The organism is Burkholderia arboris (genome assembly GCF_902499125.1).
Lineage (GTDB): Bacteria > Pseudomonadota > Gammaproteobacteria > Burkholderiales > Burkholderiaceae > Burkholderia > Burkholderia arboris.
Genome location: NZ_CABVPX010000026.1, coordinates 71147 through 96785, shown reverse-complemented (window position 1 = coordinate 96785; position 25639 = coordinate 71147). Strand labels below are relative to the sequence as shown.

Here is a 25639-nt window from a genome sequence, read left to right as displayed (position 1 = left end):
TCACAGCCCCAGAATCATCTGCGCGATGATGTTTTTCTGGATCTCGTTCGAGCCGCCGTAGATCGACGTCTTCCGGTAATTGAAGTAGTACGCGGCAAGCGGCGCCGCATCGTCGTCGCCCGCGATGCTGTGCTCGCGCTCGCCGTCGAGGAACGGCACGTCGAACGGTGCAGCGAGCGGGCCGATCGCTTCGACCATCAGTTCGGTCAGCGCCTGCTGCACCTCGGTGCCCTTGATCTTCAGCATCGATGCTTCGGGGCCGGGCCCCTTGCCGCTCGTCTCGCGACTGACGACGCGCAGCACCGTCACCTCGAGCGCCATCAGCTCGACTTCGAGCGCCGCGACCTTCGCGGCGAACACCGGATCGGCGAGCAACGGCTTGCCGTTCTTGCGGTGGTTCGACGCCACGCGCTTCAGGAACGCGAGTTCGCGCTTCGACGCGCCGACGCGCGCGATGCCGGTGCGTTCATGACCGAGCAGGTATTTCGCGTAGGTCCAGCCGCGGTTCTCGTCGCCGACGAGATTCTCGACCGGCACCTTCACGTCCTCGAAGAACACCTCGTTGACCTCGTGGTCTTCGTCGAGCATGACGATCGGGCGCACCGTGATGCCGGGCGTCTTCATGTCGATCAGCAGGAACGAGATGCCCTCCTGCTTCTTCGCGGCCGGATCGGTGCGCACGAGACAGAACATCATGTCCGCGTACTGGCCGAGCGTGGTCCAGGTCTTCTGGCCGTTGACGACGTAGTGGTCGCCGTGGCGCTCGGCGCGCGTGCGCAGCGACGCGAGATCGGAGCCGGAACCCGGCTCCGAGTAGCCCTGGCACCACCAGTCCGAGCCGTCGAGAATGCGCGGCAGGTAATGGCGCTTCTGCGCTTCGCTGCCGTATTTCATCAGTACCGGCGCGACCATCGATACGCCGAACGGCAGCACGGTCGGCGCACCGATCCGTGCGCACTCCTCGTCCCAGATGTGCCGCTGCGTCGCATTCCAGCCCGGGCCGCCGTATTCGACGGGCCAGGCAGGCGCGGACCAGCCGCGCTGGCCGAGAATCCGGTGCCAGCTCGCGAAATCCTCGCGGTCGAGTCGTTTGTGATCGAGTACTTTGGCGCGCAGTGCGTGAGGCAGGTTGGCCTCGAGCCAGGCGCGAACGTCAACGCGGAACGCGTCGTCGGCGGGGGAATAATCCAGATCCATGCGCAGTGTCTCCTGTCGACCGGAGTTCGCGCTTTAGCGGTTACTCCGGTCCCATGCAGACGCTCGCCGCGGTCGTTCAGCCGGGCAAGGACCCACTGCGTACGTCATTGCAGCGGTTCTTTCAGCGCGGCGGGAATCGGCAGCGGCATCACGTCGATGCCTTCTTCGGCCAGGGATTGCGCATCTTCAGGCGTCGTGACGCCACGAATGCTGCGCGCGGGCGCCTCGTTGTAATGGATGCGCCGCGCTTCCTCGGCGAAGCGCTCGCCCACGTTCTCGGTCTTCTCCAGCACCTCGCGCAGTGCGCGCATCACCTGCGCCTGCAGCGCACGCGGATCGGCCGGCTGGGCCTGCGACGCGCCCGACAGGTTCAGGCGCGGCGCCGACGGCAGACGGTTGACCTCGGTCGTCCCGCACACCGGACATTCGACCAGCTTGCGGGACAACTGCGCTTCGAATTCATCGGCGGAAGCGAACCAGCCTTCGAACCGATGACCGTGCGGGCACTGTAAATCGAGGACCTTCATGTTGAATCAGGGCGTGTGACGAGTGTAGCGCAAAATGCGGTTTTGTGAACGATCGTGCTAAATCCAGATCGTGCGACGCGAACGCGCCGCATCGAGGGATTGTAACGCCGCGCCCCACCCGCCGCTGACGCGACGCTCAGGGCGTCTGGATCGGCCCGAGCGGCCACGTGCCGGACAGCACCTTGTCGAGCCACATCGTGCCGATGATCGTCTTCACGTCCGAGATCTGGCCCGTGCGCACCCATTCCTGCAGGTCGGCCAGCGTCGCGGTGAAGGTTTCGAGGAATTCGCCCTCGTCGAGCTTGCGCTCGCCGGCCGTCAGCCCGCGCGCAAGGTACAGGTCGATGAATTCGGTCGAGTAGGAAATGATCGGGTGAATGCGGGCCAAAAACACGTACTCGCGTGCCGTGTAACCCGTTTCCTCGCGCAGTTCGCGCACCGCGCATGCGAGTGCGCCTTCGTTCGGATCGAGCTTGCCGGCCGGGAATTCGGCCATCACCTTGCCGATCGGATAGCGAAACTGGCTTTCCATCAGCACGCGGCCGTCGTCGAACAGCGGGATCACCATCACCGCGCCCGGGTGCTGGACGTATTCGCGCACGGCCTTCTTGCCGTCCGGCAGACGGACGGTATCGCGCTTGAGCTTGAGGAACGCGCCTTCGAAAATCGCCTCGCTCTCGAGGCAGGTTTCGGTCAATGCGGCGTCGTGATTGGGTAGTTCGGCCATCGGCGGCTCCAAAATTGAGCGCGACGGCCAAGGGCCTGTCCGCGCTAATAACGAGCTTGCGCTGGCCGCCAGAAGGGCCGAGCGCAAGGATTGCGACGAAGCGGATACTCGACGTATTCGCAAGGAGCATGACGCCGCGATCGGCCCTTCTGGCGGCCAGCCCCGCGAATGATTTTTCCCAATCAGGGGAACGCGCCTTGCCGGCCGCCCTGCGGCGTCGATCGTCGCTTGTTTGGCGCGGCCAAACGGCGCTCACCACTCCTTGCATTGCAGCCGGCAAGGCGCATTCGCAAGCTCGTTATTAGCGCGAACAGGCCCTTGTCAGCGTCGTTTGACGAGATACTGGAACGTGAAGCCGGGGAACGCGAACACGATGAAGAGACTGAACGTGATCGCGTAAAACTGCCAGCCCTGTTCGAAGCGGTTGCCGGCGCGCGACTCGAGCCAGAAGCCGAGCGCACCGACGATGAAGTACAGCACGATCAGCTCGCCGATCCGCACCCACGCGCTCTTCTTCGCCGCGCCGAACGGCACGACGGCGAAGAGGCGTTGGTTCACGAACGGCAGGTTGGCGCACACGAGCGCCAACAGCACGATAAACCAGCCGGCTGCCGACATTACAGCGGCAACGTGTTACGGATTGCCTGCAGGCAGGCCGTCAGCAGCGGGCTCGGGATCAGGCCGAGCACGACGACCGCCAGGCCGTTCAGCACGAGAATCGTGCGCTTGCAGAAGTCACCCGAGATCGGCGTCGCATCCTGCGGCGCATCGAAGTACATCAGCTTCACGATGCGCAGGTAGTAGAACGCGCCGAACAGCGACGTGATCACGGCCAGCACGGCCAGCCACGTCAGGCCCGCGTTGACGGTAGCCTCGAGCACGGCCAGCTTCGCGTAGAAGCCGACGGTCGGCGGGATGCCGGCCAGCGAGAACATCATGACCATCATCACGAACGCGAACACCGGGCTGCGCTTGTTGAGGCCCTTGAAGTCGTCGATCGTTTCCGCTTCGAAATCGCGGCGTGCGAGCAGCATCACCACGCCGAACGAGCCGAGCGTCGTGATCAGGTAGACGATCGCGTAGAACATCGCCGAGCTGTAGGCGTTCGCCGGTGCCGACGCGTCGCCCTTCACGATGCCCGCGAGCAGGCCGAGCAGCACGAAGCCCATGTTCGAGATCGCCGAGTACGCGAGCATCCGCTTGATGTTGCGCTGGACGATACCGGTGATGTTACCGACGATCAGCGACAGCGCAGCGAGGATCACGAGCGCGGTCTGCCAGTTCTGTGCGAGCGGCAGCAGGCCCATCACCAGGAAGCGCAGGCCCCACGCGAACGCGGCAACCTTCGGACCGCCGCCGACGAACAGCGTCATCGCGGTCGGTGCGCCCTGGTAGACGTCCGGCACCCACATGTGGAACGGCACGGCGCCGAGCTTGAACGCGATACCGGCGACGATGAAGATCACGCCGAACATCAGCACGGCTGCGTCGGTATTGCCGCCGACTGCCTTGTACACCTCGCCCAGCTCGAGCGAGCCGGTCGCGCCGTAGAGCATCGAGATGCCGTACAGCACGAAGCCCGACGCGAGCGCGCCCAGCACGTAGTACTTCATCGCTGCTTCGCTCGACTGCGCGGCGTCCTGGCGCAGCGCGATGACCGCGTACAGCGACAGCGACATCAGTTCGAGACCGAGGTACAGCGTCAGGAAGTTGTTGCCCGACACCATGACCAGCTGACCGAGCAGCGAGAACATGCCGAGCAGGAACACGTCGCCGCGGAACATGTCGCGATCTTCGAGGTACTTGCGCGAGTAGACGAGCGAGACCGCGAAGCCGAACGACACGACCGCCTTCATCGTGCTCGCGAACGAGTCGACGACGATCATCTTCGAGAAGAAGTAGTACTGATGCGGGTCGAGCGCCTGCACCGAGAACCACACGCCGGCGACGACCGACGAAACGACCGCGATCAGATAGGTCAGGCGGCGGCCGGAAGCACCGGTAAAGGTATCGTTCAGCCATGCGACGACGATGGCGGCCATCACCAGCGCGTCAGGCAACAGGACATTCATAGGAGCGTTCATGATCTTGAGTTCCTCCGCTCGCGATTACTGGGCCAGCGGCAGCTTCGACTGCGCGACGTGGGAGAGGAGGTTTTCCACGGAAACGTGCATCACGTCGGTGAAAGGCTTCGGATACAGGCCCATCAGCATCGTGAACGCGGCAAGCACGGCCAGCATCAGGAATTCGCGACGGCCGATGTCCTTCAGCTTGGCAACGTGATCGTTCGCCACCGCGCCGAAGTACACGCGCTTGTACATCCACAACGTGTAAGCCGCGCCGAGGATCAGCGTGAACGCCGCGCCGAAGGCGATCCAGAAGTTGTACTGGACGGCCGCGAGAATCACCATGAACTCGCCGACGAAACCCGAGGTACCCGGAAGGCCGCAGTTGGCCATCGAGAACAGCATCGCGAACGCCGCGAACTTCGGCATCACGTTGACGACGCCACCGTAATCGGCGATCTGGCGCGAGTGCACGCGGTCGTACAGCACGCCGATGCAGAGGAACATCGCGCCCGACACGAAGCCGTGCGAGATCATCTGGATGATCGCGCCTTCGACGCCGAGCTGGTTGAAGATGAAGAAACCCAGCGTGACGAAGCCCATGTGCGCGATCGACGAATACGCGACCAGCTTCTTCATGTCGGACTGCACCATCGCGACGAGGCCGATGTAGATCACCGCGATCAGCGACAGCGTGATCACGACCGGTGCCAGGAAGTGGCTCGCGTCAGGCGTGATCGGCAGCGAGAAGCGCAGGAAACCGTACGCGCCGAGCTTCAGCATGATCGCGGCCAGCACGACCGAGCCGCCCGTCGGCGCTTCCACGTGCGCGTCCGGCAACCACGTGTGCACCGGCCACATCGGCACCTTCACCGCGAAGGCGAGGAAGAATGCGATGAACAGCAGGATCTGCGGCGTCATCGCGATCTTCGCGTTCTGCCACGTCGCGAGGTCGAACGAGTGCGTTTCCGTGTACAGGTAGATCAGCGCGACCAGCATCAGCAGCGAGCCGGCCAGCGTGTACAGGAAGAACTTGAACGCCGCATACACGCGGTTCGGGCCACCCCACACGCCGATGATGATGTACATCGGGATCAGGGTCGCTTCGAAGAACACGTAGAACAGCAGGCCGTCGGCCGACGAGAACACGCCGATCATGATCCCGGACAGGATCAGGAAGGCCGCGAGGTATTGCGCGACGTTCTCGGTGATCACCTCCCACGCGGCGATCACGACGATCACCGTGATCAGCGCGGTCAGCACGACGAACCACATCGAGATGCCGTCGACGCCGAGGTGATACGCGATGTCGAAACGTTCGATCCAGGTCGACTTCTCGACGAACTGCAGCGCAGCCGTGCTCGAGTCGAAGCCCGTGATCAGCGGGATCGTGACCGCAAGACCGAGCAGCGAGCCGATCAGCGCGACCCAGCGGGCCGTCCCCGGATTTTTGTCGTTACCCACCGCAAGCACGAGGAGGCCGAAAACGATCGGCAGCCAGATCGCGGTACTGAGAATCGGAAAAGCGTGCATTAGTTGTCCCCCGCCTTATTTGCCGCCGAGCGTTACAAACAGGGTCAGGAGCCCCAGCATGCCGATGATCATGGCGAACGCGTAGTGATAGATGTAACCGGATTGGAGGAAGCGGATCACGCCGGCGAACCAGCCGATGAACCGGGCGCTGCCGTTGACGAGGCCGTCGATCACGACGACGTCGCCTTCCTTCCACAGGCCGCGGCCGATCGCCACCGAACCACGGGCGAACACCACTTCGTTGATCTTGTCCATGTAGTACTTGTTGTCCAGCAGCGTGTAGATCGGGCCGAACGCGCGGCGGATCGACGCCGGCAGTTCCGGACGCTTCAGGTACAGGAACCAGGCGACGACGACACCGGCGAGCGCGAGCCAGACCGGCAAGCCCGACACCGAGTGCAGGCCCATGCCCACCCAGCCGTGGAACTCTTCGGCCATCTCGGCCAGCGCCGGATGGTTTTCGCCGATGAAGATCACCTTGTCGAACGCGACGCCGTGCTGGAAGAAATCGCCGAACAGCATCGGGCTGATCGCGAACGCACCGATGATCACCGACGGGATCGCCAGCAGGACCAGCGGCACCCACACGACCCACGGGGTCTCGTGCGGCTCGTGCGCGTGGTCGTCATGACCGTGGCCATGGCCGTGGTCGTCGTGGCCGTGTGCGGCCGCCATGCCCATCGGCGATTCCGGATGCTTCGGCTTGCGGAACCGCTCTTCGCCGTGGAACACCAGGAAGTACATGCGGAACGAATACAGCGCCGTGACGAACACGCTCGCGACGACCGCGAAGTACGCGAAGCCCGAACCCGGCAGGTGCGACAGCTTCACCGCGTCGATGATCGAGTCCTTCGAGTAGAAGCCCGAGAAGAACGGCGTACCGATCAGCGCCAGCGAACCGACGAGCGACGTGATCCACGTGATCGGCATGTACTTGCGCAGGCCGCCCATGTTGCGCATGTCCTGGTCGTGGTGCATGCCCATGATGACCGAGCCGGCGCCAAGGAACAGCAGCGCCTTGAAGAACGCGTGCGTCATCAGGTGGAACACGGCGACCGGGTAAGCGGACACGCCGAGCGCGACGGTCATGTAGCCGAGCTGCGACAGCGTCGAGTACGCGACCACGCGCTTGATGTCGTTCTGGACGATGCCGAGGAAGCCCATGAAGAGCGCCGTGATCGCGCCGATCACCGTGATGAACGACAGCGCGGTGTCCGACAGCTCGAACAGCGGCGACATGCGCGACACCATGAAGATACCGGCCGTCACCATCGTCGCCGCGTGAATCAGCGCCGAGATCGGGGTCGGGCCTTCCATCGAGTCCGGCAGCCACACGTGCAGCGGGAACTGCGCCGACTTGCCCATCGCGCCGATGAACAGGCAGATACAGGCAACCGTCAGCAGGCCCCAGTCGGTACCCGGGAAGTGCAGGCTGGCGAGTTCCGCGCGCTTCGCGAACACTTCGCCGTAGTTCATCGAGCCGGCGAACGCGAGCAGCAGGCCGATGCCGAGCAGGAAGCCGAAGTCGCCCACGCGGTTCACGAGGAACGCCTTCATGTTCGCGTAGATCGCGCTCTCACGCGTGAAGTAGAAGCCGATCAGCAGGTACGACACCAGACCCACCGCTTCCCAGCCGAAGAACAGCTGCAGGAAGTTGTTGCTCATCACGAGCATCAGCATCGAGAACGTGAACAGCGAGATGTACGAGAAGAAGCGCTGGTAGCCGTCTTCTTCCGCCATGTAGCCGATCGTGTACACGTGCACCATCAGCGAGACGAAGGTCACGACGACCATCATCATCGCGGTCAGCGAATCGACGAGGAAGCCGACTTCGAGTTTCAGCGAACCGACGTTCATCCATTCGTAGACGGTCGCGTTGAAGCTTGCGCCGCCCATCACGTCGAAGAAGACTTTCGCCGACAGGAGGAACGCGATCATTACGCCGAGGATCGTGATCCGGTGTGCGCCCTTGCGCCCGACTGCGTTCCCGAACAGCCCCGCAATCAGCGAGCCGGCCAGCGGAGCGAGCGGAATCGCCAGCAGCAGGTTTTCATTGAGTGTCGTTGACATAACAGCGTTGCCTGAAATTAACCTTTGAGCTGATCGAGATCCTCGACATTGATCGTGTCGAGCTTACGGAACAGGGTCACCAGAATCGCGAGACCGATCGCGGCTTCCGCTGCGGCGACCGTCAGCACGAAGAACACGAAGATCTGGCCGTGCACATCGCCGAGGTAATGCGAGAACGCGACGAAATTGGTATTCACCGCCAGCAGCATCAGTTCGATCGACATCAGGATGATGATGATGTTGCGGCGGTTCAGGAAGATCCCGACGATCGCGATCGCAAACAGGATCGCGCCGAGCACGAGGTAGTGAGCAAGAGTCAGCATGATTTTCTTTTCCTCCGCTTAGCCGTTGGTGCCCGAACCGGCTTCGCTCTGCGCCGCTTCCGGCTGCGGCTTTTCCGCTTCCATCTTCACGAGGCGCACGCGGTCGTTGCGTTGCACCTTGACCTGATCCGACACGCGCTGGCGCTTGCTGTCCTTGCCCTTGCGCTCGGTCAGCCCGATCGCGGCAATGATCGCGACCAGCAGCACGAGGCCGGCGATTTCAAACGCGAAGATGTAGTCGGTGTAGATCACCTTGCCGATCAGGCGCGTGTTCGACCAGTTGGCCATCTCGCCCGTCGCCATCGCGTGCACCGTGTGCGTGTCGCCGTAGCCGCGCCACAGGATCAGCGCGGTCTCGATCACGATGATCGCGCCCACCACGGTCGCCATCGGTACGAAGCGCTTGAAGTCGCGGCGCAGGTAGTCGATGTTGATGTCCAGCATCATCACGACGAACAGGAACAGCACCATCACGGCGCCCACGTAGACCAGCACCAGCAGGATCGCGAGGAACTCCGCTTCCAGCAGCATCCAGATCGCGGCGGCGTTGAAGAACGCCAGCACAAGGAAAAGCGCAGACGCCACCGGGTTGCGCGAAGTGATCACCTTCAGCCCTGATACCACCAGGAGCAGCGCGAAGATGTAGAACAGTACGGTCGTGAATTCCATGATTACCGGTTCATCGTTAGGCCATAGTCAGGCGCGGCTTGCGGGACGCTCTCGCGTGCCGCACCCGTCGCGGCGGCTCGGCCCGTGCTTCGGGCCGGCACTGCAAACACAATCAACGATACGGCGCGTCGGCGGCCTTCGCCGCGGCGATGTCCTTCTCGTAGCGATCGCCCACCGCGAGCAGCATTTCCTTCGTGAAATACAGGTCGCCGCGCTTCTCGCCGTGGTACTCGAGAATCTGCGTCTCGACGATCGAATCGACCGGGCAGCTCTCTTCGCAGAAACCGCAGAAGATGCACTTCGTCAGGTCGATGTCGTAGCGCGTCGTGCGGCGCGTGTTGTCCGCGCGCGTTTCCGATTCGATCGTGATCGCCATGGCGGGGCACACGGCCTCGCACAGCTTGCACGCGATGCAGCGCTCCTCGCCGTTTTCATAGCGGCGCAGTGCATGCAGCCCGCGAAAACGCGGCGAGATCGGGGTCTTCTCTTCCGGGAACTGCACGGTGACCTTGCGCTTGAACGTATAACGACCGGTCAGCGCGAGTCCTTTCAGCAGCTCGGTCAGGAAGAAAGTCTTAAAGAAGTGTTGGATAGCCGTCATGATTTCGTCCTTACTTCACCCAGATGTTCAGCGGCGACATCATCCAGAAGCCGACCACGATCACCCAGATCACGGTGACGGGGAGGAACACCTTCCAGCCCAGACGCATGATCTGGTCGTAACGGTAGCGCGGGAACGTCGCGCGGACCCAGATGAACACCGACAGCAGCGCGAAGACCTTCAGCACCAGCCAGAAGATGCCCGGGATGAACGACAGGAATTCAAACGGTGCATCCCAGCCGCCGAGGAACAGCGTCGCAGCCAGCGCCGAGATCACGATCATGTTGATGTACTCGGCGAGGAAGAACAGCGCGAACGCCATACCCGAGTAATCGATCATGTGACCCGCGACGATCTCCGACTCCCCTTCCACCACGTCGAACGGGTGGCGGTTCGTTTCGGCGATGCCCGAGATGAAGTACACGACGAACGCCGGCAGCAGCGGCAGCCAGTTCCACGACAGGAAGTTCACGCCGTGGCCCGCGAAGAAGCCGTGCTGTTGCGAACCGACGATTTCCGACAGGTTCAGGCTGCCGGCCGTCATCAGCACCAGCACCAGCGCGAAGCCCATCGAGATTTCGTACGACACCATCTGTGCCGCCGCGCGCATCGCGCCGAGGAATGCGTACTTCGAGTTCGATGCCCAGCCCGCGAGAATCACCGCGTACACGCCGATCGACGAGATCGCCATCGCGTACAGCAGGCCCGCGTTCACGTTCGCGAGGACCGCTTCGGCCTGGAACGGGATCACGGCCCACACGGCGAACGCCGGCACGACGGTCATCACCGGCGCAATCAGGTACAGCCAGCGGCTGGCGGCGCTCGGCTGAATGACTTCCTTCAGCAGCAGCTTCAGCACGTCGGCGATCGGCTGCAGCAGGCCGCCGGGGCCGACGCGGTTCGGGCCGAGACGCACGTGCATCCAGCCGATCAGCTTGCGCTCCCACAGAATCAGGTACGCGACGCACAGCAGGATGACGACGGAGACGACGAGGATGCGCACGACTGCCCACACCGTCGGCCATGCGAAGCCGAGAAGCTCGGCCCCGCCCGCGTTGATCGTATCGAACAAGCTCATTTACGCCTTCTCCACCACCAGTTCACCGGACAGGCTGCCGAGCGCTGCGCCGGCAGGCGTCGCCGCCGACACGCGAACGACCGTCTCCGCAAGATTCGCGTCGCGCACGGCCGGCAACTGCACCGCACGCTCGCCCTGGCGCACGCGCACGGCGTCGCCTTCCTTCAAGCCCAGCTTGTCGAACAGCGCGGCCGGCAGGGCTGCGGCATTCGCCGCCTTCGCAGCGGTCGTCAGGTGCAGCGCACCTGCACGGCGCACGAGCGCGTCGGCGTGATAGATCGGCACATCGGCCAGGCGCTCGAAGCCGCCGTTCGCGGCATTCGCCGCGGCACGCACCGGGGCGACCGACGTCTGGTTCGACAGGCGGCCTGCAACGCCGGCGTCGCCGAGCGCGGCGAGACGCACTTCTTCCGAGGTCTCGTATTCGAAGTTCGGCAGGCCCAGCAGGCTGCCGAGCACGCGCAGCACCTTCCAGCCCGGACGCGTGTCGCCGAGCGGGCGCACGACGCCGTTGAAGCTCTGCACGGTGCCTTCGGCGTTGACGTACGTACCGGCCGTTTCCGTGAACGGCGCAACCGGCAGCAGCACGTCGGCGTAGTCGAAGCCGTGCTTGAACGGCGACATCACGACGACCATTTCCGCCTGGTTCAGCGCAGCCAGGGCCTGTGCCGGATCGGCGGTATCGAATTCCGGTTCGACGTTCAGCAGCACATAGCCCTTGCGCGGCTGCGCGAACACTTCGCGTGCGTTCAGGCCGCCTTCGCCCGGCAGTGCGCCGACGACGTGCGCGCCTACCGTGTTCGCCGCTTCCGTCAGGAAGCCGAACGTGGCGCCGGTGTTGTCGGCGATCCACTTGGCGACGGCATGCAGCTTCGCGAATGCCGGATGGCGGACCGCGACGTTGCCGAGCAGCACCGCGCGGCGTTCGCCGTTCGACAGCGACTGCGCGACAGCCTGCGCGGCCGGCGATGCGGTGACGCCTGCCAGTGCGTCGGGCAGCGCGACGCCGCGCAGCTGCGCGACGGCCGCGGCGATGCCGGCGAGTTCGTCGAGCCATGCGGACGGTGCAGCGACGATGCGCTGCGCGGTCGGGATCAGTGCGTCGTCACCGGTCGCGTGCAAGAAGTGCAGCTTCGCGCCGTTCTTCGCAGCCTGACGCAGGCGCGACGCAAACAGCGGGTGGTCGCGACGCAGGAACGAACCGACGACGAACGCGGCGTCCACGTTCGACAGGTCGGCGATCGGCATGCCGAGCCACGGTGCGCCCTGGACCGGCGCCGAGAAATCCTGCTGACGCAGACGGAAGTCGACGTTCGGCGTCTTCAGCTCATTGGCGAGCTGCTTCACGAGGAACAGCTCTTCAGCGGTGCTGTGCGCGCTCGCGAGCATCGCCAGCGCGTTCGCGCCGTGATCCGCGGCGATGCCCTTCAGGCCCTTCGCGACGTATTCGAGCGCGGTCTGCCAGTCGGTTTCGATCCACTGGCCGCCCTGCTTCAGCATCGGCTTCGTCAGGCGCTCGTCGCTGTTGAGGCCTTCATACGAGAAGCGGTCCTTGTCCGAGATCCAGCATTCGTTGATCGCTTCGTTCTCGAACGGCAGCACGCGCATCACGCGGTTGTTCTTCACCTGCACGACGAGGTTCGCGCCGACGGAATCGTGCGGGCTCACCGACTTGCGGCGCGACAGTTCCCACGTCCGGGCGCTGTAGCGGAACGGCTTGCTGGTCAGCGCGCCGACCGGGCACAGGTCGATCATGTTGCCCGACATTTCGGAATCGACCGTCTTGCCGACGAACGTCGTGATTTCCGAGTGCTCGCCGCGGCCCAGCATGCCGAACTCCATCACGCCGGCGATTTCCTGGCCGAAGCGGACGCAGCGCGTGCAGTGGATGCAACGCGACATTTCTTCCATCGAAATCAGCGGGCCCACGTTCTTGTGGAACACCACGCGCTTTTCTTCCGAGTAGCGCGACGACGACTTGCCGTAGCCGACCGCCAGATCCTGCAGCTGGCATTCGCCGCCCTGATCGCAGATCGGGCAATCGAGCGGGTGATTGATGAGGAGGAATTCCATCACCGACTGCTGCGCCTTCACGGCCTTGTCGGACTGCGTGTGGACGATCATGCCGGCCGACACGGGGGTCGCGCAGGCAGGCACGGCCTTCGGCATCTTCTCGACTTCGACGAGACACATCCGGCAGTTGGCCGCAACCGACAGTTTCTTGTGATAGCAGAAGTGAGGAATGTACGTATCCGCCTTGTGCGCAGCCTGGATCACCATGCTGCCTTCGGGCACCTCGACCTTCTTGCCGTCTATTTCAAGTTCAACCATGATGGTGAATGGTCCTTAACCTATTTCCGCCCGTTCGCGCCTTCGCCCGACCGTGCGCTCAAATTCCGCAACCGGGTTCGCTTCAGGCCGCCGCCGCGTGCGCGTGGCCGCCGACCATGCAGTGCTTGTGCTCGACGTGGTACGCGAATTCGTCCCAGTAGTGCTTGAGCATCCCGCGTACCGGCATCGCCGCCGCATCGCCGAGTGCACAGATCGTACGGCCCATGATGTTCTCGGCAACCGAGTTCAGCAGGTCCAGATCTTCCTGGCGCCCTTCGCCGTGCTCGATACGATTCACGACGCGATACAGCCAGCCGGTGCCTTCGCGGCACGGCGTGCACTGACCGCACGATTCCTCGTAATAGAAGTACGACAGGCGCAGCAGCGAGCGCACCATGCAACGCGTCTCATCCATCACGATCACCGCGCCGGAGCCGAGCATCGAGCCGGCCTTCGCGATCGAATCGTAGTCGAGATCCGTCTGCATCATGATGTCGCCCGGGATCACCGGCGCCGACGAACCGCCCGGGATCACGGCCTTGATCTTCTTGCCGCCGCGCATCCCGCCGGCGAGCTCCATCAGCGTCGCGAACGGCGTGCCGAGCGGCACTTCGTAGTTGCCCGGACGCTCGACGTCGCCCGATACCGAGAAAATCTTCGTGCCGCCGTTGTTCGGCTTGCCGATCTCGAGGTAATTCTGCGGCCCGATGGACAGCAGGAACGGCACCGCGGCGAACGTCTCGGTGTTGTTGATCGTGGTCGGCTTGCCGTACACGCCGAAGCTCGCCGGGAACGGCGGCTTGAAGCGCGGCTGGCCCTTCTTGCCTTCGAGCGACTCGAGCAGCGCCGTTTCCTCGCCGCAGATGTACGCGCCGTAACCGTGGTGCGCGTGCAGCTGGAACGAGAATTCCGAGCCCATGATGTTGTCGCCGAGGAACCCGGCTGCGCGCGCTTCATCGAGCGCGGCTTCGAAGCGTCGATACACTTCGAAGATTTCGCCGTGGATGTAGTTGTAGCCGACGGTGATGCCCATCGCGTACGCGCCGATGGCCATGCCTTCGATCAACGCGTGCGGGTTCCAGCGCAGGATGTCGCGATCCTTGAACGTGCCCGGCTCGCCTTCGTCCGAGTTGCAGACGAGGTACTTCTGCCCCGGGAACTGGCGCGGCATGAAGCTCCACTTCAGGCCGGTCGGGAAGCCCGCACCGCCCCGGCCACGCAGGCCCGACGCCTTCACGTCGGCGATCACCTGCTCGGGCGGAATCTTTTCTTCGAGAATGCGGCGCAGCTGCTTGTAGCCGCCGCGCGCAACGTAATCTTCGAGATGCCAGTTCTCGCCGTTCAGACCAGCGAGGATCAGCGGTTTGATGTGACGGTCGTGGAGGGACGTCATTTCGAGAGCTCCTCAAGCAGCTGGTCGATCTTCTCGCGGCTCATGAAGCTGCACATTCTGTGATTGTTCACCAGCAGCACCGGCGCATCGCCGCACGAGCCCATGCATTCGCCTTCCTTCAGCGTGAACTTGCCGTCGGGCGTGGTCTCGCCGAAGCCGATGCCGAGCTTCTGTTTCAGGTAGTCGGCAGTCGCTTCCGCGCCACCGTGCGGGCCAAGCTGGCACGGCAGGTTCGTACAGAGCGTGATCTTGTGCTTGCCGACCGGGTTGAGCTCGTACATCGTGTAGAACGTCGCGACTTCCTGCACGGCAACGGCCGGCATGCCGAGATAGTCCGCGACGAACTGCATCAGTTCGGGCGACAGCCAGCCGTGCTCTTCCTGAGCAACGGCCAACGCCGACATCACGGCGGACTGTTTCTGATCGGCGGGATACTTCGTCAACGCTCGATCGATTTCCTTCAGGCCTTCAGCTGAGATCATTTTCAGACACGACTCTTTCAATTCCTACCGAACGAACAACCTGCCGCACACTGGGGTGCATGGACGGCAGACCTGGCGCTCACTCTGTTGACAGCTTGCGAAGCCGCGCCGGTTCAGCGCGCATCGCGTGTGATTGACTGCTCACCGCCCGCTCGCGCGGGCGGCGCAACCATTAGCGATCGATCTCGCCGAACACGATGTCCTGCGTACCGATGATCGTGACGGCGTCGGCGATCATGTGACCGCGCGCCATTTCGTCGAGGGACGCCAGGTGAGCGAAACCCGGTGCGCGAATCTTGAGGCGATACGGCTTGTTGGCACCGTCCGACACGAGGTAGATGCCGAACTCGCCTTTCGGATGCTCGACCGCCGCGTACGCTTCGCCTTCCGGCACATGGAAACCTTCGGTGAAGAGCTTGAAGTGGTGAATCAAGTCTTCCATGTTGGTCTTCATGCCGACGCGCGACGGCGGGGCAACCTTGTGATTGTCCGTCATCACCGGGCCCTGATTCTTGCGGAGCCACTCAATACACTGTTTCGCGATGCGGATCGACTGGCGCATTTCTTCGACGCGCACCAGATAGCGGTCGTAGCAATCGCCGTTCACGCCGACCGGCACGTCGAAATCCATGCGATCGTACACTTCGTACGGCTGCTTCTTGCGCAGATCCCATGCGATACCCGAGCCGCGCAGCATCGGGCCCGTCAGGCCCATCTGCAGCGCACGTTCGGGGCTGACCACGCCGATCCCGACCAGACGCTGTTTCCAGATCCGGTTGTCGGTGAGCAGCGTTTCGTATTCGTCGACGCACTTCGGGAAGCGCGTGAAGAAGTCGTCGATGAAGTCGAGCACCGAGCCGCTGCGCGCTTCGTTCATCTTCGCGAGCGCCTTCTCGTTGCGAATCTTCGACGCCTTGTATTGCGGCATTGCGTCAGGCAGGTCGCGGTAGACGCCGCCCGGACGGTAGTACGCGGCGTGCATCCGGGCGCCGGACACCGCTTCGTACACGTCCATCAGGTCTTCGCGTTCGCGGAAGGCGTACAGGAACACCGCCATCGCGCCGACGTCGAGTGCGTGCGCGCCGATCCACATCAGGTGGTTCAGCACGCGCGTGATCTCGTCGAACAGCACGCGGATGTACTGCGCGCGCTCGGGCACTTCGATGCCGAGCAGCTTCTCGATCGCAAGCACGTAGCCGTGCTCGTTGACCATCATCGACACGTAGTCGAGACGATCCATGTAGGGCACGGACTGGATGAACGTTTTGGATTCCGCGAGCTTTTCCGTCGCGCGGTGCAGCAGGCCGATGTGCGGATCGGCACGCTGGATGACTTCGCCGTCGAGCTCGAGCACGAGGCGCAGCACGCCGTGCGCTGCCGGGTGCTGCGGGCCGAAGTTGAGCGTGTAGTTCTTGATTTCTGCCATGACGCCCCCTTAATGTTTCAGACCGCCATAGCGATCCTCGCGGATCACGCGCGGCGTGATTTCGCGCGGCTCGATCGTCACCGGCTGGTACACCACCCGCTTCTCTTCCGGGTCGTAACGCATTTCGACGTAGCCCGACACCGGGAAGTCCTTGCGGAACGGGTGGCCGATGAAGCCGTAGTCGGTGAGGATGCGGCGCAGGTCGGGGTGGCCTTCGAACACGATGCCGTACAGGTCGAACGCTTCGCGCTCGTACCAGTTCGCGGAGGTCCAGATGTCGACCAGCGATGCAACGATCGGCAGGTCGTCGTCCGGCGCGAATGCGCGCAGGCGCAGACGCCAGTTGTTCGTGACCGACAGCAGATGCGACACGGCCGCGAAGCGCGGGCCGTCGTAGGCACCGTCGCCGAAGGTCTGGTAGTCGACGCCGCAGAGATCGAGCAGCTGCTCGAAGCGGAGCTTCGGATCGTCGCGCAGCGTCTTTGCGACTTCGAGGTAATCGCTCGCCTTCACGACGAGCGTCAGTTCACCGATTGCTTCGGTGAGGCTCACCACGCGCGCGCCGAGCGCGGCTTCGAGGTTTGCCTTGAGGGTCTCGATTTTGCTTGCCATATTGAGGGGACGCTCGGGGCTTTATTGACGGGCGATGGTATTGGTGCGGCGGATCTTCGCCTGAAGCTGGATCACGCCATAGACCAGCGCCTCGGCCGTGGGCGGACAGCCCGGCACGTAGACGTCGACCGGCACGATCCGGTCGCAGCCGCGGACCACCGAGTACGAGTAGTGGTAGTAGCCACCGCCGTTCGCGCACGACCCCATCGAGATCACCCAGCGCGGCTCGGCCATCTGGTCGTACACGCGGCGCAGCGCGGGCGCCATCTTGTTGCACAGCGTGCCGGCGACGATCATCACGTCCGACTGACGCGGACTCGGACGAAACACGACGCCGAACCGGTCCAGGTCATAACGGGCCGCGCCCGCATGCATCATCTCGACGGCACAACACGCGAGCCCGAACGTCATCGGCCACAGCGAGCCGGTACGCGTCCAGTTGATCAGCTTGTCAGCCGTCGTGGTGACAAACCCTTCCTTCAAGACCCCTTCGATACTCATTTGCTTTCCACTCCAGACGAGCGACCGAGCGTGGCCGCCCATGCAAACCGGCGATTAACCCATCACTCCCAGTCGAGCCCGCCCTTCTTCCAGATATAGGCAAAGCCCAGCAGGAATTCGAGCAGAAAAATCATCATTGCGATGAAACCCGGCCAGCCGATGTCCCGGAGCGCGACGCCCCACGGAAACAGGAATGCGGTTTCGAGATCGAAGATGATGAACAGGATGGCGACGAGGTAATACCGGACGTCGAATTTCATCCGGGCGTCTTCAAAGGCTTCGAAGCCGCACTCGTACGGTGCGTTCTTCTCGACGTCCGGCTTGTTGGGACCAAGGAGCTTGCCGATGCTGACCAGCGCTATACCTAAACCAGTGCCCACGAGGAGGAACAACAAGACGGGGTAATAGGCTGCGAGGTTCAAGGCAATCCTCTATCGGTTGGTTCTGAGCGTCCGGAGAATACCACTATCCGGCGGAAGGGATCATTTCGGAGTGCAGGCGATCGCAAGACAACCGCAAGCACACCCCAGAAATGAAAAATGCCAGCCACTAGAAGCGGCTGGCATTGAGTAACTTTGGTGCCGACGGCGAGACTCGAACTCGCACAGCTTTCGCCACTACCCCCTCAAGATAGCGTGTCTACCAATTTCACCACGTCGGCACTGCATGCAACTCGGGTTGTGTTGCTTGTTTCCCGCGAATCGCTTCAAGAATTAAATTCTAACCCGAGTTCCAGATTTGTTCAACGCACAAACGCGAAAAATTTAACTTTTTATTTCGGGACGTCCTGGCCCGGCGCGCTCGCAGCCGAGCCCGCAGCGGCACCGGATGCCGCGACAGCCGGTGCCGATGCTGCAGGCGCCGATGCCGGTGCGGTCGCTGCCGCGCCGAGCACGCCGGCCGACGGCGTCGACTTGTACGAACCGAGGTAGGTCAGCGCGAGCGTCGCGACGAAGAAGATCGTCGCGAGAATGCCCGTCGTACGCGACAGGAAGTTCGCCGAGCCCGTCGCACCGAACAGGCTGCCCGACGCGCCGCTGCCGAACGCAGCGCCCATGTCGGCACCCTTGCCGTGCTGCAGCAGCACGAGACCAATCACACCGAGCGCAGACAACACCTGCACCACAATAATCAGCGTCTTGAATAACAGCATCACACCCACCCGATTGGATCGGGCGACCGGACCGTCCGGCCGCCGTCATGGTTCAATTCGATCTCGGACCGCTTATCGCGCGGCCCGGCAGATCGCCAGGAAATCTTCCGCCTTCAGCGACGCGCCGCCGATCAGGCCACCGTCGATGTCCGGTTGCGCGAACAGCTCTTCCGCGTTGTCCGGCTTCACGCTGCCGCCGTACAGCACGGACACGTCCGCCGCCCCCTTCGCCGCGAGACGCGTGCGCAGGAACGCGTGCACGTCCTGTGCCTGCGCGGAGGTCGCGCTCTTGCCCGTACCGATCGCCCAGACCGGCTCGTACGCGACGACGATGCGTACAGCCTCGTCGGCCGTCAGCGCGGCCAGTACCGCATCCAGTTGCGCACCGACGACCTGCTCGGTCGCACCCGACTCGCGCTCGTCGAGCGTCTCGCCGACGCACACGACCGGCGTGAGGCCGGCTGCGAGCGCGCGCTGCGTCTTCGCCGCGACCGTCTCGTTGCTTTCGCCGTGATACGCGCGACGCTCCGAGTGACCGACGATCGCATAGCGTGCGCCGAACTCCGCAACCATCGCGGCCGCCACTTCGCCGGTGAACGCGCCCTGTTCGTGCGCGGACACGTCCTGCGCGCCCCAGGCGACACGGCCGCCGTCGAGCTGCGCGTGAACCTGCGCGAGATACGGGAACGGCACGCACACGCCGACCGACGTTTCGGCCGCCACCGCGCCCGCGCCCAGCACCACTTCGTTCAGCAACGCCTGGTTGCCGGCCAGCCGGCCGTGCATCTTCCAGTTGCCGATCACCCGCTTAGTTCTCTGTTTCGACATCGTGTCTGTCTCGTCACCGCTGTGTCATTAACGCGCCGGAAACCGGCCGTCAGGTTTGATCTGGCGAAGCAAACCCGCGATTTTACTGCGCACGGCTTGAACCGGTCAAACCGCGCATGTCAAGCCCGGCCACACGGGCCGTCACGCGTTCGTACCCCAATCGAGGACGATCTTGCCGGTGTGCTCGCTGCTTTCCATCAGCGCATGGGCCTGCGCGGCGTCCGCGGCCGGCAGCACGCGATAGATCACCGGCTTGATGCGGCCTTCGGCGATCAGCGGCCACACGCGCGCCTTCAGTTGCGCAGCGATGCGCGCCTTGAACTCGACCGGACGCGGGCGCAGCGTCGAACCCGTGATCGTCAGCCGGCGGCGCAGGATCTCGCCGAGGTTGACGTCGGCCTTCGCACCGCCGAGCAGTGCGATCAGCACGAGACGGCCGCCGTCCGCGAGCGCGGACAGCTCGCGCGGCACGTACGAACCGGCCACCATGTCGAGAATCACGTCGACGCCGCGATCGTGCGTCAGCGACTTCACGACCTCGACGAAGTCTTCGGTCTTGTAGTTGATCGCGCGCTCGGCGCCAAGCGCCTCGCACGCGCGGCACTTGTCGGCGGTGCCGGCCGTCGCGAACACGCGAAAGCCGAGCGCATGCGCGATCTGGATCGCCGTCACGCCGATGCCGCTCGAGCCGCCCTGCACGAGCAGCGTCTCCTGCTCGCCGCCCTCGCCCGCGCCGAGCTGCGCACGGTCGAACACGTTGCTCCACACGGTGAAGAACGTTTCGGGCAGCGACGCGGCCTCGATGTCGGTGAGCCCGTCGGGCACCGGCAGGCACTGCGGCAGCGGCGCAACTGCGTATTCGGCATAGCCGCCGCCTGCGAGCAGCGCGCACACGCGATCGCCCAGCTTCAGGCCGAACGGGTTCAGCGCGGCATCGGACAAATCGCCGCCGACGATCTCGCCCGCCACCTCGAGCCCCGGCAGATCCGACGCCCCCGGCGGCGGCGCATAGGCGCCCTTGCGCTGGAACACGTCGGGCCGGTTCACGCCGGAAGCCGCCACCTTGATCAGTACCTCGCCGCGCTTCGGTTCGGGGCGCGAACGCTCCGCAAGCTTCAGCACGTCGGGGGCGCCGAATTCGGTGATTTCGATGGCTTTCATGGTGAGGTGGGCTCCAGGAACGGAATCGGATGGTACGCACGCACGCGCGCGCACGGCGCGGGCGCGTCGCCGGCGCTGCTGCGCCGCACAACGATGCTACAGAAAAAACGGCCGGCACGCTTTCGCACTGCCGGCCGTTGGTCCGCCTGTCCGCTTACTGCTGCGGCGGCGTATCCGACTGCGTTGCCGCGGCTGCTTCGTTCAGCAGCGCCTTGGCGGACAGTCGCACACGACCCTTCTCGTCCGTCTGAATGACCTTGACCTTAACCTGCTGACCTTCCTTCAGGTAGTCGTTGATGTCCTTCACACGCTCGTTGACGATTTCCGAGATGTGCAGCAGGCCGTCCTTGCCCGGCAGCAGGTTCACGATCGCGCCGAAATCGAGCAGCTTGAGCACCGTGCCTTCGTACACCTGGCCGACTTCGATCTCGGCCGTGATTTGCTCGATGCGCTTCTTCGCTTCGGCCATGCCGTCGCTGTTCGTGCTCGCGATCGTCACGACGCCGTCGTCCGAGATGTCGATGGTCGTGCCCGTTTCTTCCGTCAGCGCGCGGATCACCGAACCGCCCTTGCCGATCACGTCGCGGATCTTTTCCGGGTTGATCTTGATCGTGATCATGCGCGGCGCGAATTCCGACAGTTGCGTGTTCGCACCCGAGACTGCCGACGTCATCTTGCCAAGGATGTGCATGCGGCCTTCCTTCGCCTGCGCGAGCGCGACCTGCATGATTTCCTTCGTGATGCCCTGGATCTTGATGTCCATCTGCAGCGCCGTCACGCCTTGTTCCGTGCCGGCCACCTTGAAGTCCATGTCGCCGAGGTGATCTTCGTCGCCGAGGATGTCGGTCAGCACCGCGAACTTGTTGCCTTCGAGGATCAGGCCCATCGCGATACCCGCGACGTGCGCCTTCATCGGCACGCCGGCGTCCATCAGTGCGAGGCAGCCGCCGCACACCGATGCCATCGACGACGAACCGTTCGATTCGGTGATTTCCGACACGACGCGGATCGAGTAGCCGAATTCGTCGGCGCTCGGCAGGCACTTGACCAGCGCGCGCTTCGCGAGACGGCCGTGGCCGATTTCGCGGCGCTTCGGCGAGCCGACGCGGCCCGTTTCGCCGGTCGCGAACGGGGGCATGTTGTAGTGGAGCATGAAGCGCTCGCGGTATTCGCCTTCGAGCGCATCGATGATCTGCTCGTCACCCTTCGTGCCGAGCGTCGCGACGACCAGCGCCTGCGTCTCGCCGCGCGTGAACAGCGCCGAGCCGTGGGTACGCGGCAGCACGCCGGTGCGGATTTCGATCGGGCGCACGGTGCGCGTGTCGCGGCCGTCGATACGCGGCTCGCCGTTCAGGATCTGCGAACGGACGATCTTTGCTTCGATGTCGAACAGCACGTTGCCGACGGTGGCCTTGTCGGCCGCGACCGTACCGGCCGCCTGTGCGTCTTCCTCGAGCTTCGCCGACGTTGCCGAGTAGACTTCCTTCAGCTTCGCCGAACGCGCTTGCTTGTCGCGGAGTTGGTAAGCGGCGAGCAGGTCGTTCTGCGCCAGCTCGGTCACGCGTGCGATCAGCGGCTCGTTCTTCGGCGCCGGCTGCCAGTCCCACTCGGGCTTGCCGCCTTCGCGCACCAGTTCGTGGATCGCGTCGATCGCGATCTGCATCTGCTCGTGGCCGAACACCACGGCGCCCAGCATCACTTCTTCCGACAGCTGGTCGGCTTCCGATTCGACCATCAGCACGGCGCGTTCCGTACCCGCGACGACGAGGTCGAGGCTCGATGCCTTGATCTGGTCACGCGTCGGGTTCAGCACGTATGCGTTGTCGATGTACGCCACGCGTGCGGCACCGACCGGGCCGTTGAACGGCAGGCCCGACACGGCGAGCGCAGCCGATGCGCCGATCAGCGCGGGGATGTCCGCCGGGACTTCCGGGTTCACGGACAGCACGTGGATCACGACCTGGACTTCGTTGTAGAAGCCTTCCGGGAACAGCGGGCGCAGCGGACGGTCGATCAGGCGCGACGTCAGCGTCTCATGCTCCGACGGACGGCCTTCGCGGCGGAAGAAGCCGCCCGGGATCTTGCCGGCCGAGTAGGTCTTCTCGAGGTAGTCGACGGTCAGCGGGAAGAAATCCTGGCCCGGCTTTGCCGACTTCGCGCCGACGACGGTTGCCAGCACGACGGTATCTTCGACGTCGACGATCACCGCACCGCTCGCCTGGCGAGCGACTTCACCGGTTTCGAGGCGCACCTTGTGCTGGCCCCACTGGAATTCCTTCACGACCTTGTTGAACATGGACATGGTTGCTCCTTTGAATTCATGCATTTCATTCGCCGCGCCGGCCATCCGGCACGGCGGCGTCCCGACCGAATCACCCGGAGCAAGGTGTGTTTTTTATGCCATTCCAGCGCGGCGCTCATGCAGCGACGCGCTGGAATGACACAAATCCTGCCCCGGTATCAGTCGTTGCGGCAGCCCCGCACAAACGTGCCGGACAGCCTGCGATGCGCGTGACGCTACGCACCGCGCAAAAACAAAATGCCTGTATCAGCGGACTGACACAGGCATCTTGCTGGCGGCAATCGCCTCGATTACTTACGCAGACCCAGCTTCTCGATCAGTGCGCGGTAACGGTCGGCATCCTTGCCCTTGAGGTAGTCGAGCAGCTTGCGGCGGCGGCTCACCATGCGCAGCAGGCCGCGGCGGCTGTGGTGATCCTTCGCGTGGGTCTTGAAGTGACCCGTCAGTTCGACGATACGTGCGGTCAGCAGTGCGACCTGGACTTCGGGCGACCCCGTGTCGTTGGTAGCGCGGGCGAACTGGGCAACGACTTCCGACTTCTTGATATCTGCAACAGACATGTGATTTCCTTTCTAACTGAACAGGCGGACACGGAAGAATGGCCGTGCCGTGACTTACAACCGGCGGGCATTGTAGCACAACTCCGCGCCGTACTTACCGCCCCCTGTCACGGGCGCGTCATCGAGCACGTCGACGGCATTTCCGTACGCGGCGCCGGCACCGCCAGCACCGTCCGGAAGCCATAGCCCGACCCCTCGTTGTCGAAGCGCACGCCGGGCGTGCCGGCCTTGTCCATCTCCATCACGTAAAGGGGTTGGATCAGCTGATGATCCTGCGCGCGCATCCGCGACGCATGGAAGCCGTCGTCGAACGACAAACCCTCGAGCGCTCGTGCAACCGCAACGGGGTCGGCCGAACCCGCGCGGCTCATCGCCGCGGCCAGCATGTCGATCATCAGGCTCATCCGCCGCACCGGATAGTCGTCCTGCGCGGCCGGGAAACGGGTCCGGAACGCGCGGTAGAACGCGTCCGATTTCGCGCCGCCCGCATTCGGGTGCCAGTCGGCCACGGCCACGACGCGTCCGACACCGGCGTCGCCGAGGGCCGCCGGCGCGCCGAGGCTGTTGCCGTAGAACGTATAGAACTTCGCGTTCAGCCCCTGTTCGCGCGCGGCCTTCACGAGCAGCGTGAGGTCGTTGCCCCAGTTGCCGGTCACGACGGCGTCAGCGCCGCTCGCACGGATCTTCGCGATATACGGCGCGAAATCCTTGATCCGGCCGATCGGGTGGAATTCGTCGCCGGCGATCGTCACGTCCGGGCGCCGCGCCGCCAGCGCCTGTCGCGCGAGCGTGCTGACGTCGTGGCCGAAGCTGTAGTCCTGGTTCAGCAGATAGACCTTGCGCAGCGCGCGATCGCGCGCCATCACGTCCGCGAGCGCGGCCATCCGCATGCCGGCATGCGCATCGAAACGGAAATGCCAGAAGCTGCAGCGCGCGCCGGTCAGCGCCGGATCGTCGGCCGAATAGTTCAGGAACAGCATCCGGTTGTCCGGGTCGCGTGCGTTCAGCTTGTCGAGCGCCGCGACGAGCGCGGCCGCGACGGCCGAGCTGTTGCCTTGCGCAACGAAGCCGATATGCCGGTCGGCGGCCGCGCGCAACTGCACGAGCGCCTCCTCCGGGCTGCCCTTGCTGTCGAGCACGACGAGTTCGAGCGGGTGCGCGCCGTCGCGCAGCTTCACGCCGCCCGCCGCGTTGACCTGCTCGACGCCGAAGCGCAGGTTGCGCTCGACGGCCGCGCCCGCATTCGCGAACGGGCCCGACATCCCTTCGATCAGCGCGATCCGCACCGGCTCGCCGCCGGCAAACGCGGACGACACCAGCATCCACCCTGCGCTCAGCGCGAGCGCGCACCGCTTCCAGCCCTGCATCGGCCACCTGCCCTTCAATCTGCCCGAGAAGCGCGGATCATAGGCCGGCGCACCCGTCGCCCGCAAGCGTGGCCATGCCGGCGATCCGCACCGATTTTTTCCGCACAATGCGCCGTCGCGCGCCGTCCGTGATAAAACGGGACTTGTTTCCGTGTTCTGGAGAATCCCCATGCGCATTCGCATTTCCGCGCGCCTGCCGGTGCTGGCCGCCTGCGCCGCCGCGCTGCTGGCCGGTTGCGCGCAACCGTGGCAGCAATACCAGGCCGGCCAGGACGAGTCGGCGATCGTCGCGCGCATGGGCCCGCCGCGCGAGATCTACGACCTGCCCGGCGGCGGCAAGCGCCTGATGTGGCCGACCCAGCCGATGGGTGAAGTCACGGTCGCAGCCGACGTCGACGCGGCCCACAAGATCGTCAACGTGCGCCAGGTGCTGCAGCCGAGCGAGTTCTATCGCGCCGAGATCGGCAAGTGGACGAAGACTGACGTGCTCGTCAATTTCGGACGCCCCGTCGAGACGTCCTACTTCCCGCTGATGAAGCGCGAGGTGTGGACGTACCGGTATCTCGAGGACAACGTCTGGTACATGATGTACAGCTTCTACTTCGATCCGCAGGGCATCCTGCGCATCACGCAGAAAACGCCGGATCCGCTGCACGACCCCGATCGCCGCAACCTGTTCTGACCGATTACGCATTTACGCGCAATGTTCACAATGGCCATTCACGAATTATT

The 25639-nt window shown here is 64.1% G+C and carries 25 protein-coding genes and 1 tRNA gene; 1 reads left to right on the top strand and 25 read right to left on the bottom strand.

The features are described from left to right. The 25 genes from BLA15945_RS27315 to BLA15945_RS27195 all read right to left on the bottom strand — a co-directional run bounded on the left by BLA15945_RS27315 (nucleotide 1) and on the right by BLA15945_RS27195 (nucleotide 24907). Nucleotides 1-1197, bottom strand: coding sequence for an acyl-CoA dehydrogenase family protein (locus BLA15945_RS27315; RefSeq protein ID WP_174993825.1), 1197 nt, complete (start codon nucleotides 1195-1197; stop codon nucleotides 1-3). A 104-nt stretch (nucleotides 1198-1301) separates the two neighbouring features. Beyond that, nucleotides 1302-1724, bottom strand: coding sequence for a DUF1178 family protein (locus BLA15945_RS27310; RefSeq protein WP_059233611.1), 423 nt, complete (start codon nucleotides 1722-1724; stop codon nucleotides 1302-1304). A 136-nt stretch (nucleotides 1725-1860) separates the two neighbouring features. Then, on the bottom strand, nucleotides 1861-2451 hold the full coding sequence (locus tag BLA15945_RS27305) for an NUDIX domain-containing protein (protein ID WP_174993824.1): 591 nt from the start codon (nucleotides 2449-2451) through the stop codon (nucleotides 1861-1863). Between the two features lie 321 nt (nucleotides 2452-2772). Next, entirely contained in the window at nucleotides 2773-3069 is a 297-nt protein-coding gene (locus tag BLA15945_RS27300) for a DUF2818 family protein (protein WP_174993823.1), read from the bottom strand. Continuing rightward, complete coding sequence (nuoN, locus tag BLA15945_RS27295; RefSeq protein ID WP_174993833.1) at nucleotides 3069-4523, bottom strand: NADH-quinone oxidoreductase subunit NuoN; 1455 nt, start codon at nucleotides 4521-4523, stop codon at nucleotides 3069-3071. The genes BLA15945_RS27300 and nuoN overlap by 1 nt, the downstream gene beginning before the upstream one ends. Nucleotides 4524-4559: 36 nt before the next feature. Continuing rightward, entirely contained in the window at nucleotides 4560-6050 is a 1491-nt protein-coding gene (locus BLA15945_RS27290; protein ID WP_059233608.1) for an NADH-quinone oxidoreductase subunit M, read from the bottom strand. Between the two features lie 15 nt (nucleotides 6051-6065). Then, the gene (gene nuoL, locus BLA15945_RS27285; protein WP_011352693.1) at nucleotides 6066-8120 is read right to left on the bottom strand and encodes an NADH-quinone oxidoreductase subunit L; all 2055 of its coding nucleotides are present in this window, start codon (nucleotides 8118-8120) and stop codon (nucleotides 6066-6068) included. 17 nt (nucleotides 8121-8137) lie between these two features. Beyond that, nucleotides 8138-8443: an NADH-quinone oxidoreductase subunit NuoK gene (gene nuoK / locus BLA15945_RS27280; protein ID WP_059233607.1), complete on the bottom strand. Its 306-nt coding sequence runs from the start codon at nucleotides 8441-8443 to the stop codon at nucleotides 8138-8140. An 18-nt stretch (nucleotides 8444-8461) separates the two neighbouring features. Beyond that, complete coding sequence (locus BLA15945_RS27275) at nucleotides 8462-9112, bottom strand: NADH-quinone oxidoreductase subunit J (RefSeq protein WP_059233606.1); 651 nt, start codon at nucleotides 9110-9112, stop codon at nucleotides 8462-8464. Nucleotides 9113-9224: 112 nt separating this feature from the next. Next, a complete protein-coding gene (gene nuoI, locus BLA15945_RS27270; protein WP_014896508.1) occupies nucleotides 9225-9713 on the bottom strand; it encodes an NADH-quinone oxidoreductase subunit NuoI in 489 nt (162 codons plus the stop codon). Nucleotides 9714-9723: 10 nt separating this feature from the next. After that, complete coding sequence (gene nuoH / locus BLA15945_RS27265) at nucleotides 9724-10791, bottom strand: NADH-quinone oxidoreductase subunit NuoH (protein ID WP_059233605.1); 1068 nt, start codon at nucleotides 10789-10791, stop codon at nucleotides 9724-9726. Beyond that, nucleotides 10792-13122: an NADH-quinone oxidoreductase subunit NuoG gene (gene nuoG, locus BLA15945_RS27260; protein WP_174993822.1), complete on the bottom strand. Its 2331-nt coding sequence runs from the start codon at nucleotides 13120-13122 to the stop codon at nucleotides 10792-10794. 82 nt (nucleotides 13123-13204) lie between these two features. Further along, nucleotides 13205-14515, bottom strand: coding sequence for an NADH-quinone oxidoreductase subunit NuoF (gene nuoF, locus BLA15945_RS27255; RefSeq protein ID WP_006478267.1), 1311 nt, complete (start codon nucleotides 14513-14515; stop codon nucleotides 13205-13207). Next, nucleotides 14512-14997: an NADH-quinone oxidoreductase subunit NuoE gene (nuoE, locus tag BLA15945_RS27250; RefSeq protein WP_006756903.1), complete on the bottom strand. Its 486-nt coding sequence runs from the start codon at nucleotides 14995-14997 to the stop codon at nucleotides 14512-14514. Before nuoE ends, nuoF begins: the two co-directional genes overlap by 4 nt. 172 nt (nucleotides 14998-15169) lie before the next feature. Next, nucleotides 15170-16423: an NADH-quinone oxidoreductase subunit D gene (locus BLA15945_RS27245; RefSeq protein ID WP_043188847.1), complete on the bottom strand. Its 1254-nt coding sequence runs from the start codon at nucleotides 16421-16423 to the stop codon at nucleotides 15170-15172. Between the two features lie 9 nt (nucleotides 16424-16432). Then, nucleotides 16433-17035, bottom strand: a complete 603-nt coding sequence (locus tag BLA15945_RS27240; RefSeq protein ID WP_059233603.1) for an NADH-quinone oxidoreductase subunit C — start codon at nucleotides 17033-17035, stop codon at nucleotides 16433-16435. Between the two features lie 21 nt (nucleotides 17036-17056). Next, nucleotides 17057-17536, bottom strand: a complete 480-nt coding sequence (locus BLA15945_RS27235) for a NuoB/complex I 20 kDa subunit family protein (protein WP_006398799.1) — start codon at nucleotides 17534-17536, stop codon at nucleotides 17057-17059. Between the two features lie 62 nt (nucleotides 17537-17598). Then, entirely contained in the window at nucleotides 17599-17958 is a 360-nt protein-coding gene (locus tag BLA15945_RS27230) for an NADH-quinone oxidoreductase subunit A (protein ID WP_006398798.1), read from the bottom strand. 154 nt (nucleotides 17959-18112) lie between these two features. Beyond that, a tRNA-Leu gene (locus BLA15945_RS27225) sits at nucleotides 18113-18197 on the bottom strand. Nucleotides 18198-18308: 111 nt separating this feature from the next. Further along, entirely contained in the window at nucleotides 18309-18689 is a 381-nt protein-coding gene (gene secG, locus BLA15945_RS27220; RefSeq protein WP_059233602.1) for a preprotein translocase subunit SecG, read from the bottom strand. Between the two features lie 72 nt (nucleotides 18690-18761). Then, complete coding sequence (gene tpiA, locus BLA15945_RS27215) at nucleotides 18762-19517, bottom strand: triose-phosphate isomerase (RefSeq protein WP_174993821.1); 756 nt, start codon at nucleotides 19515-19517, stop codon at nucleotides 18762-18764. A 141-nt stretch (nucleotides 19518-19658) separates the two neighbouring features. Further along, complete coding sequence (locus tag BLA15945_RS27210) at nucleotides 19659-20678, bottom strand: NAD(P)H-quinone oxidoreductase (RefSeq protein ID WP_174993820.1); 1020 nt, start codon at nucleotides 20676-20678, stop codon at nucleotides 19659-19661. 154 nt (nucleotides 20679-20832) lie between these two features. Next, on the bottom strand, nucleotides 20833-22980 hold the full coding sequence (gene pnp / locus BLA15945_RS27205; RefSeq protein WP_059236671.1) for a polyribonucleotide nucleotidyltransferase: 2148 nt from the start codon (nucleotides 22978-22980) through the stop codon (nucleotides 20833-20835). Nucleotides 22981-23270: 290 nt separating this feature from the next. Next, entirely contained in the window at nucleotides 23271-23540 is a 270-nt protein-coding gene (gene rpsO / locus BLA15945_RS27200; RefSeq protein ID WP_043188860.1) for a 30S ribosomal protein S15, read from the bottom strand. A 107-nt stretch (nucleotides 23541-23647) separates the two neighbouring features. Continuing rightward, nucleotides 23648-24907: a branched-chain amino acid ABC transporter substrate-binding protein gene (locus BLA15945_RS27195; RefSeq protein WP_059233599.1), complete on the bottom strand. Its 1260-nt coding sequence runs from the start codon at nucleotides 24905-24907 to the stop codon at nucleotides 23648-23650. 169 nt (nucleotides 24908-25076) lie between these two features. On the opposite strand from BLA15945_RS27195, the gene BLA15945_RS27190 reads away from it, so the two are divergent. Next, entirely contained in the window at nucleotides 25077-25589 is a 513-nt protein-coding gene (locus tag BLA15945_RS27190) for a hypothetical protein (RefSeq protein WP_174993819.1), read from the top strand. Nucleotides 25590-25639 lie beyond the last annotated feature (50 nt).

Excerpts from the sequence above, each read along its gene's own strand:
- nuoI (WP_014896508.1), bottom strand. The coding sequence starts at position 9,713 with ATGACGGCTATCCAACACTTCTTTAAGACTTTCTTCCTGACCGAGCTG.
- nuoF (WP_006478267.1), bottom strand. The coding sequence starts at position 14,515 with ATGACGTCCCTCCACGACCGTCACATCAAACCGCTGATCCTCGCTGGT.
- BLA15945_RS27245 (WP_043188847.1), bottom strand. The coding sequence starts at position 16,423 with ATGGCAGAAATCAAGAACTACACGCTCAACTTCGGCCCGCAGCACCCG.
- nuoN (WP_174993833.1), bottom strand. The coding sequence starts at position 4,523 with ATGAATGTCCTGTTGCCTGACGCGCTGGTGATGGCCGCCATCGTCGTC.
- BLA15945_RS27305 (WP_174993824.1), bottom strand. The coding sequence starts at position 2,451 with ATGGCCGAACTACCCAATCACGACGCCGCATTGACCGAAACCTGCCTC.
- nuoG (WP_174993822.1), bottom strand. The coding sequence starts at position 13,122 with ATGGTTGAACTTGAAATAGACGGCAAGAAGGTCGAGGTGCCCGAAGGC.
- rpsO (WP_043188860.1), bottom strand. The coding sequence starts at position 23,540 with ATGTCTGTTGCAGATATCAAGAAGTCGGAAGTCGTTGCCCAGTTCGCC.
- pnp (WP_059236671.1), bottom strand. The coding sequence starts at position 22,980 with ATGTCCATGTTCAACAAGGTCGTGAAGGAATTCCAGTGGGGCCAGCAC.
- BLA15945_RS27315 (WP_174993825.1), bottom strand. The coding sequence starts at position 1,197 with ATGGATCTGGATTATTCCCCCGCCGACGACGCGTTCCGCGTTGACGTT.
- BLA15945_RS27190 (WP_174993819.1), top strand. The coding sequence starts at position 25,077 with ATGCGCATTCGCATTTCCGCGCGCCTGCCGGTGCTGGCCGCCTGCGCC.
- BLA15945_RS27210 (WP_174993820.1), bottom strand. The coding sequence starts at position 20,678 with ATGAAAGCCATCGAAATCACCGAATTCGGCGCCCCCGACGTGCTGAAG.
- BLA15945_RS27300 (WP_174993823.1), bottom strand. The coding sequence starts at position 3,069 with ATGTCGGCAGCCGGCTGGTTTATCGTGCTGTTGGCGCTCGTGTGCGCC.
- nuoK (WP_059233607.1), bottom strand. The coding sequence starts at position 8,443 with ATGCTGACTCTTGCTCACTACCTCGTGCTCGGCGCGATCCTGTTTGCG.
- BLA15945_RS27240 (WP_059233603.1), bottom strand. The coding sequence starts at position 17,035 with ATGGCAAGCAAAATCGAGACCCTCAAGGCAAACCTCGAAGCCGCGCTC.
- BLA15945_RS27275 (WP_059233606.1), bottom strand. The coding sequence starts at position 9,112 with ATGGAATTCACGACCGTACTGTTCTACATCTTCGCGCTGCTCCTGGTG.
- secG (WP_059233602.1), bottom strand. The coding sequence starts at position 18,689 with ATGCTGTTATTCAAGACGCTGATTATTGTGGTGCAGGTGTTGTCTGCG.
- tpiA (WP_174993821.1), bottom strand. The coding sequence starts at position 19,517 with ATGTCGAAACAGAGAACTAAGCGGGTGATCGGCAACTGGAAGATGCAC.
- nuoL (WP_011352693.1), bottom strand. The coding sequence starts at position 8,120 with ATGTCAACGACACTCAATGAAAACCTGCTGCTGGCGATTCCGCTCGCT.
- nuoE (WP_006756903.1), bottom strand. The coding sequence starts at position 14,997 with ATGATCTCAGCTGAAGGCCTGAAGGAAATCGATCGAGCGTTGACGAAG.
- BLA15945_RS27310 (WP_059233611.1), bottom strand. The coding sequence starts at position 1,724 with ATGAAGGTCCTCGATTTACAGTGCCCGCACGGTCATCGGTTCGAAGGC.
- BLA15945_RS27235 (WP_006398799.1), bottom strand. The coding sequence starts at position 17,536 with ATGAGTATCGAAGGGGTCTTGAAGGAAGGGTTTGTCACCACGACGGCT.
- nuoH (WP_059233605.1), bottom strand. The coding sequence starts at position 10,791 with ATGAGCTTGTTCGATACGATCAACGCGGGCGGGGCCGAGCTTCTCGGC.
- BLA15945_RS27195 (WP_059233599.1), bottom strand. The coding sequence starts at position 24,907 with ATGCAGGGCTGGAAGCGGTGCGCGCTCGCGCTGAGCGCAGGGTGGATG.
- BLA15945_RS27290 (WP_059233608.1), bottom strand. The coding sequence starts at position 6,050 with ATGCACGCTTTTCCGATTCTCAGTACCGCGATCTGGCTGCCGATCGTT.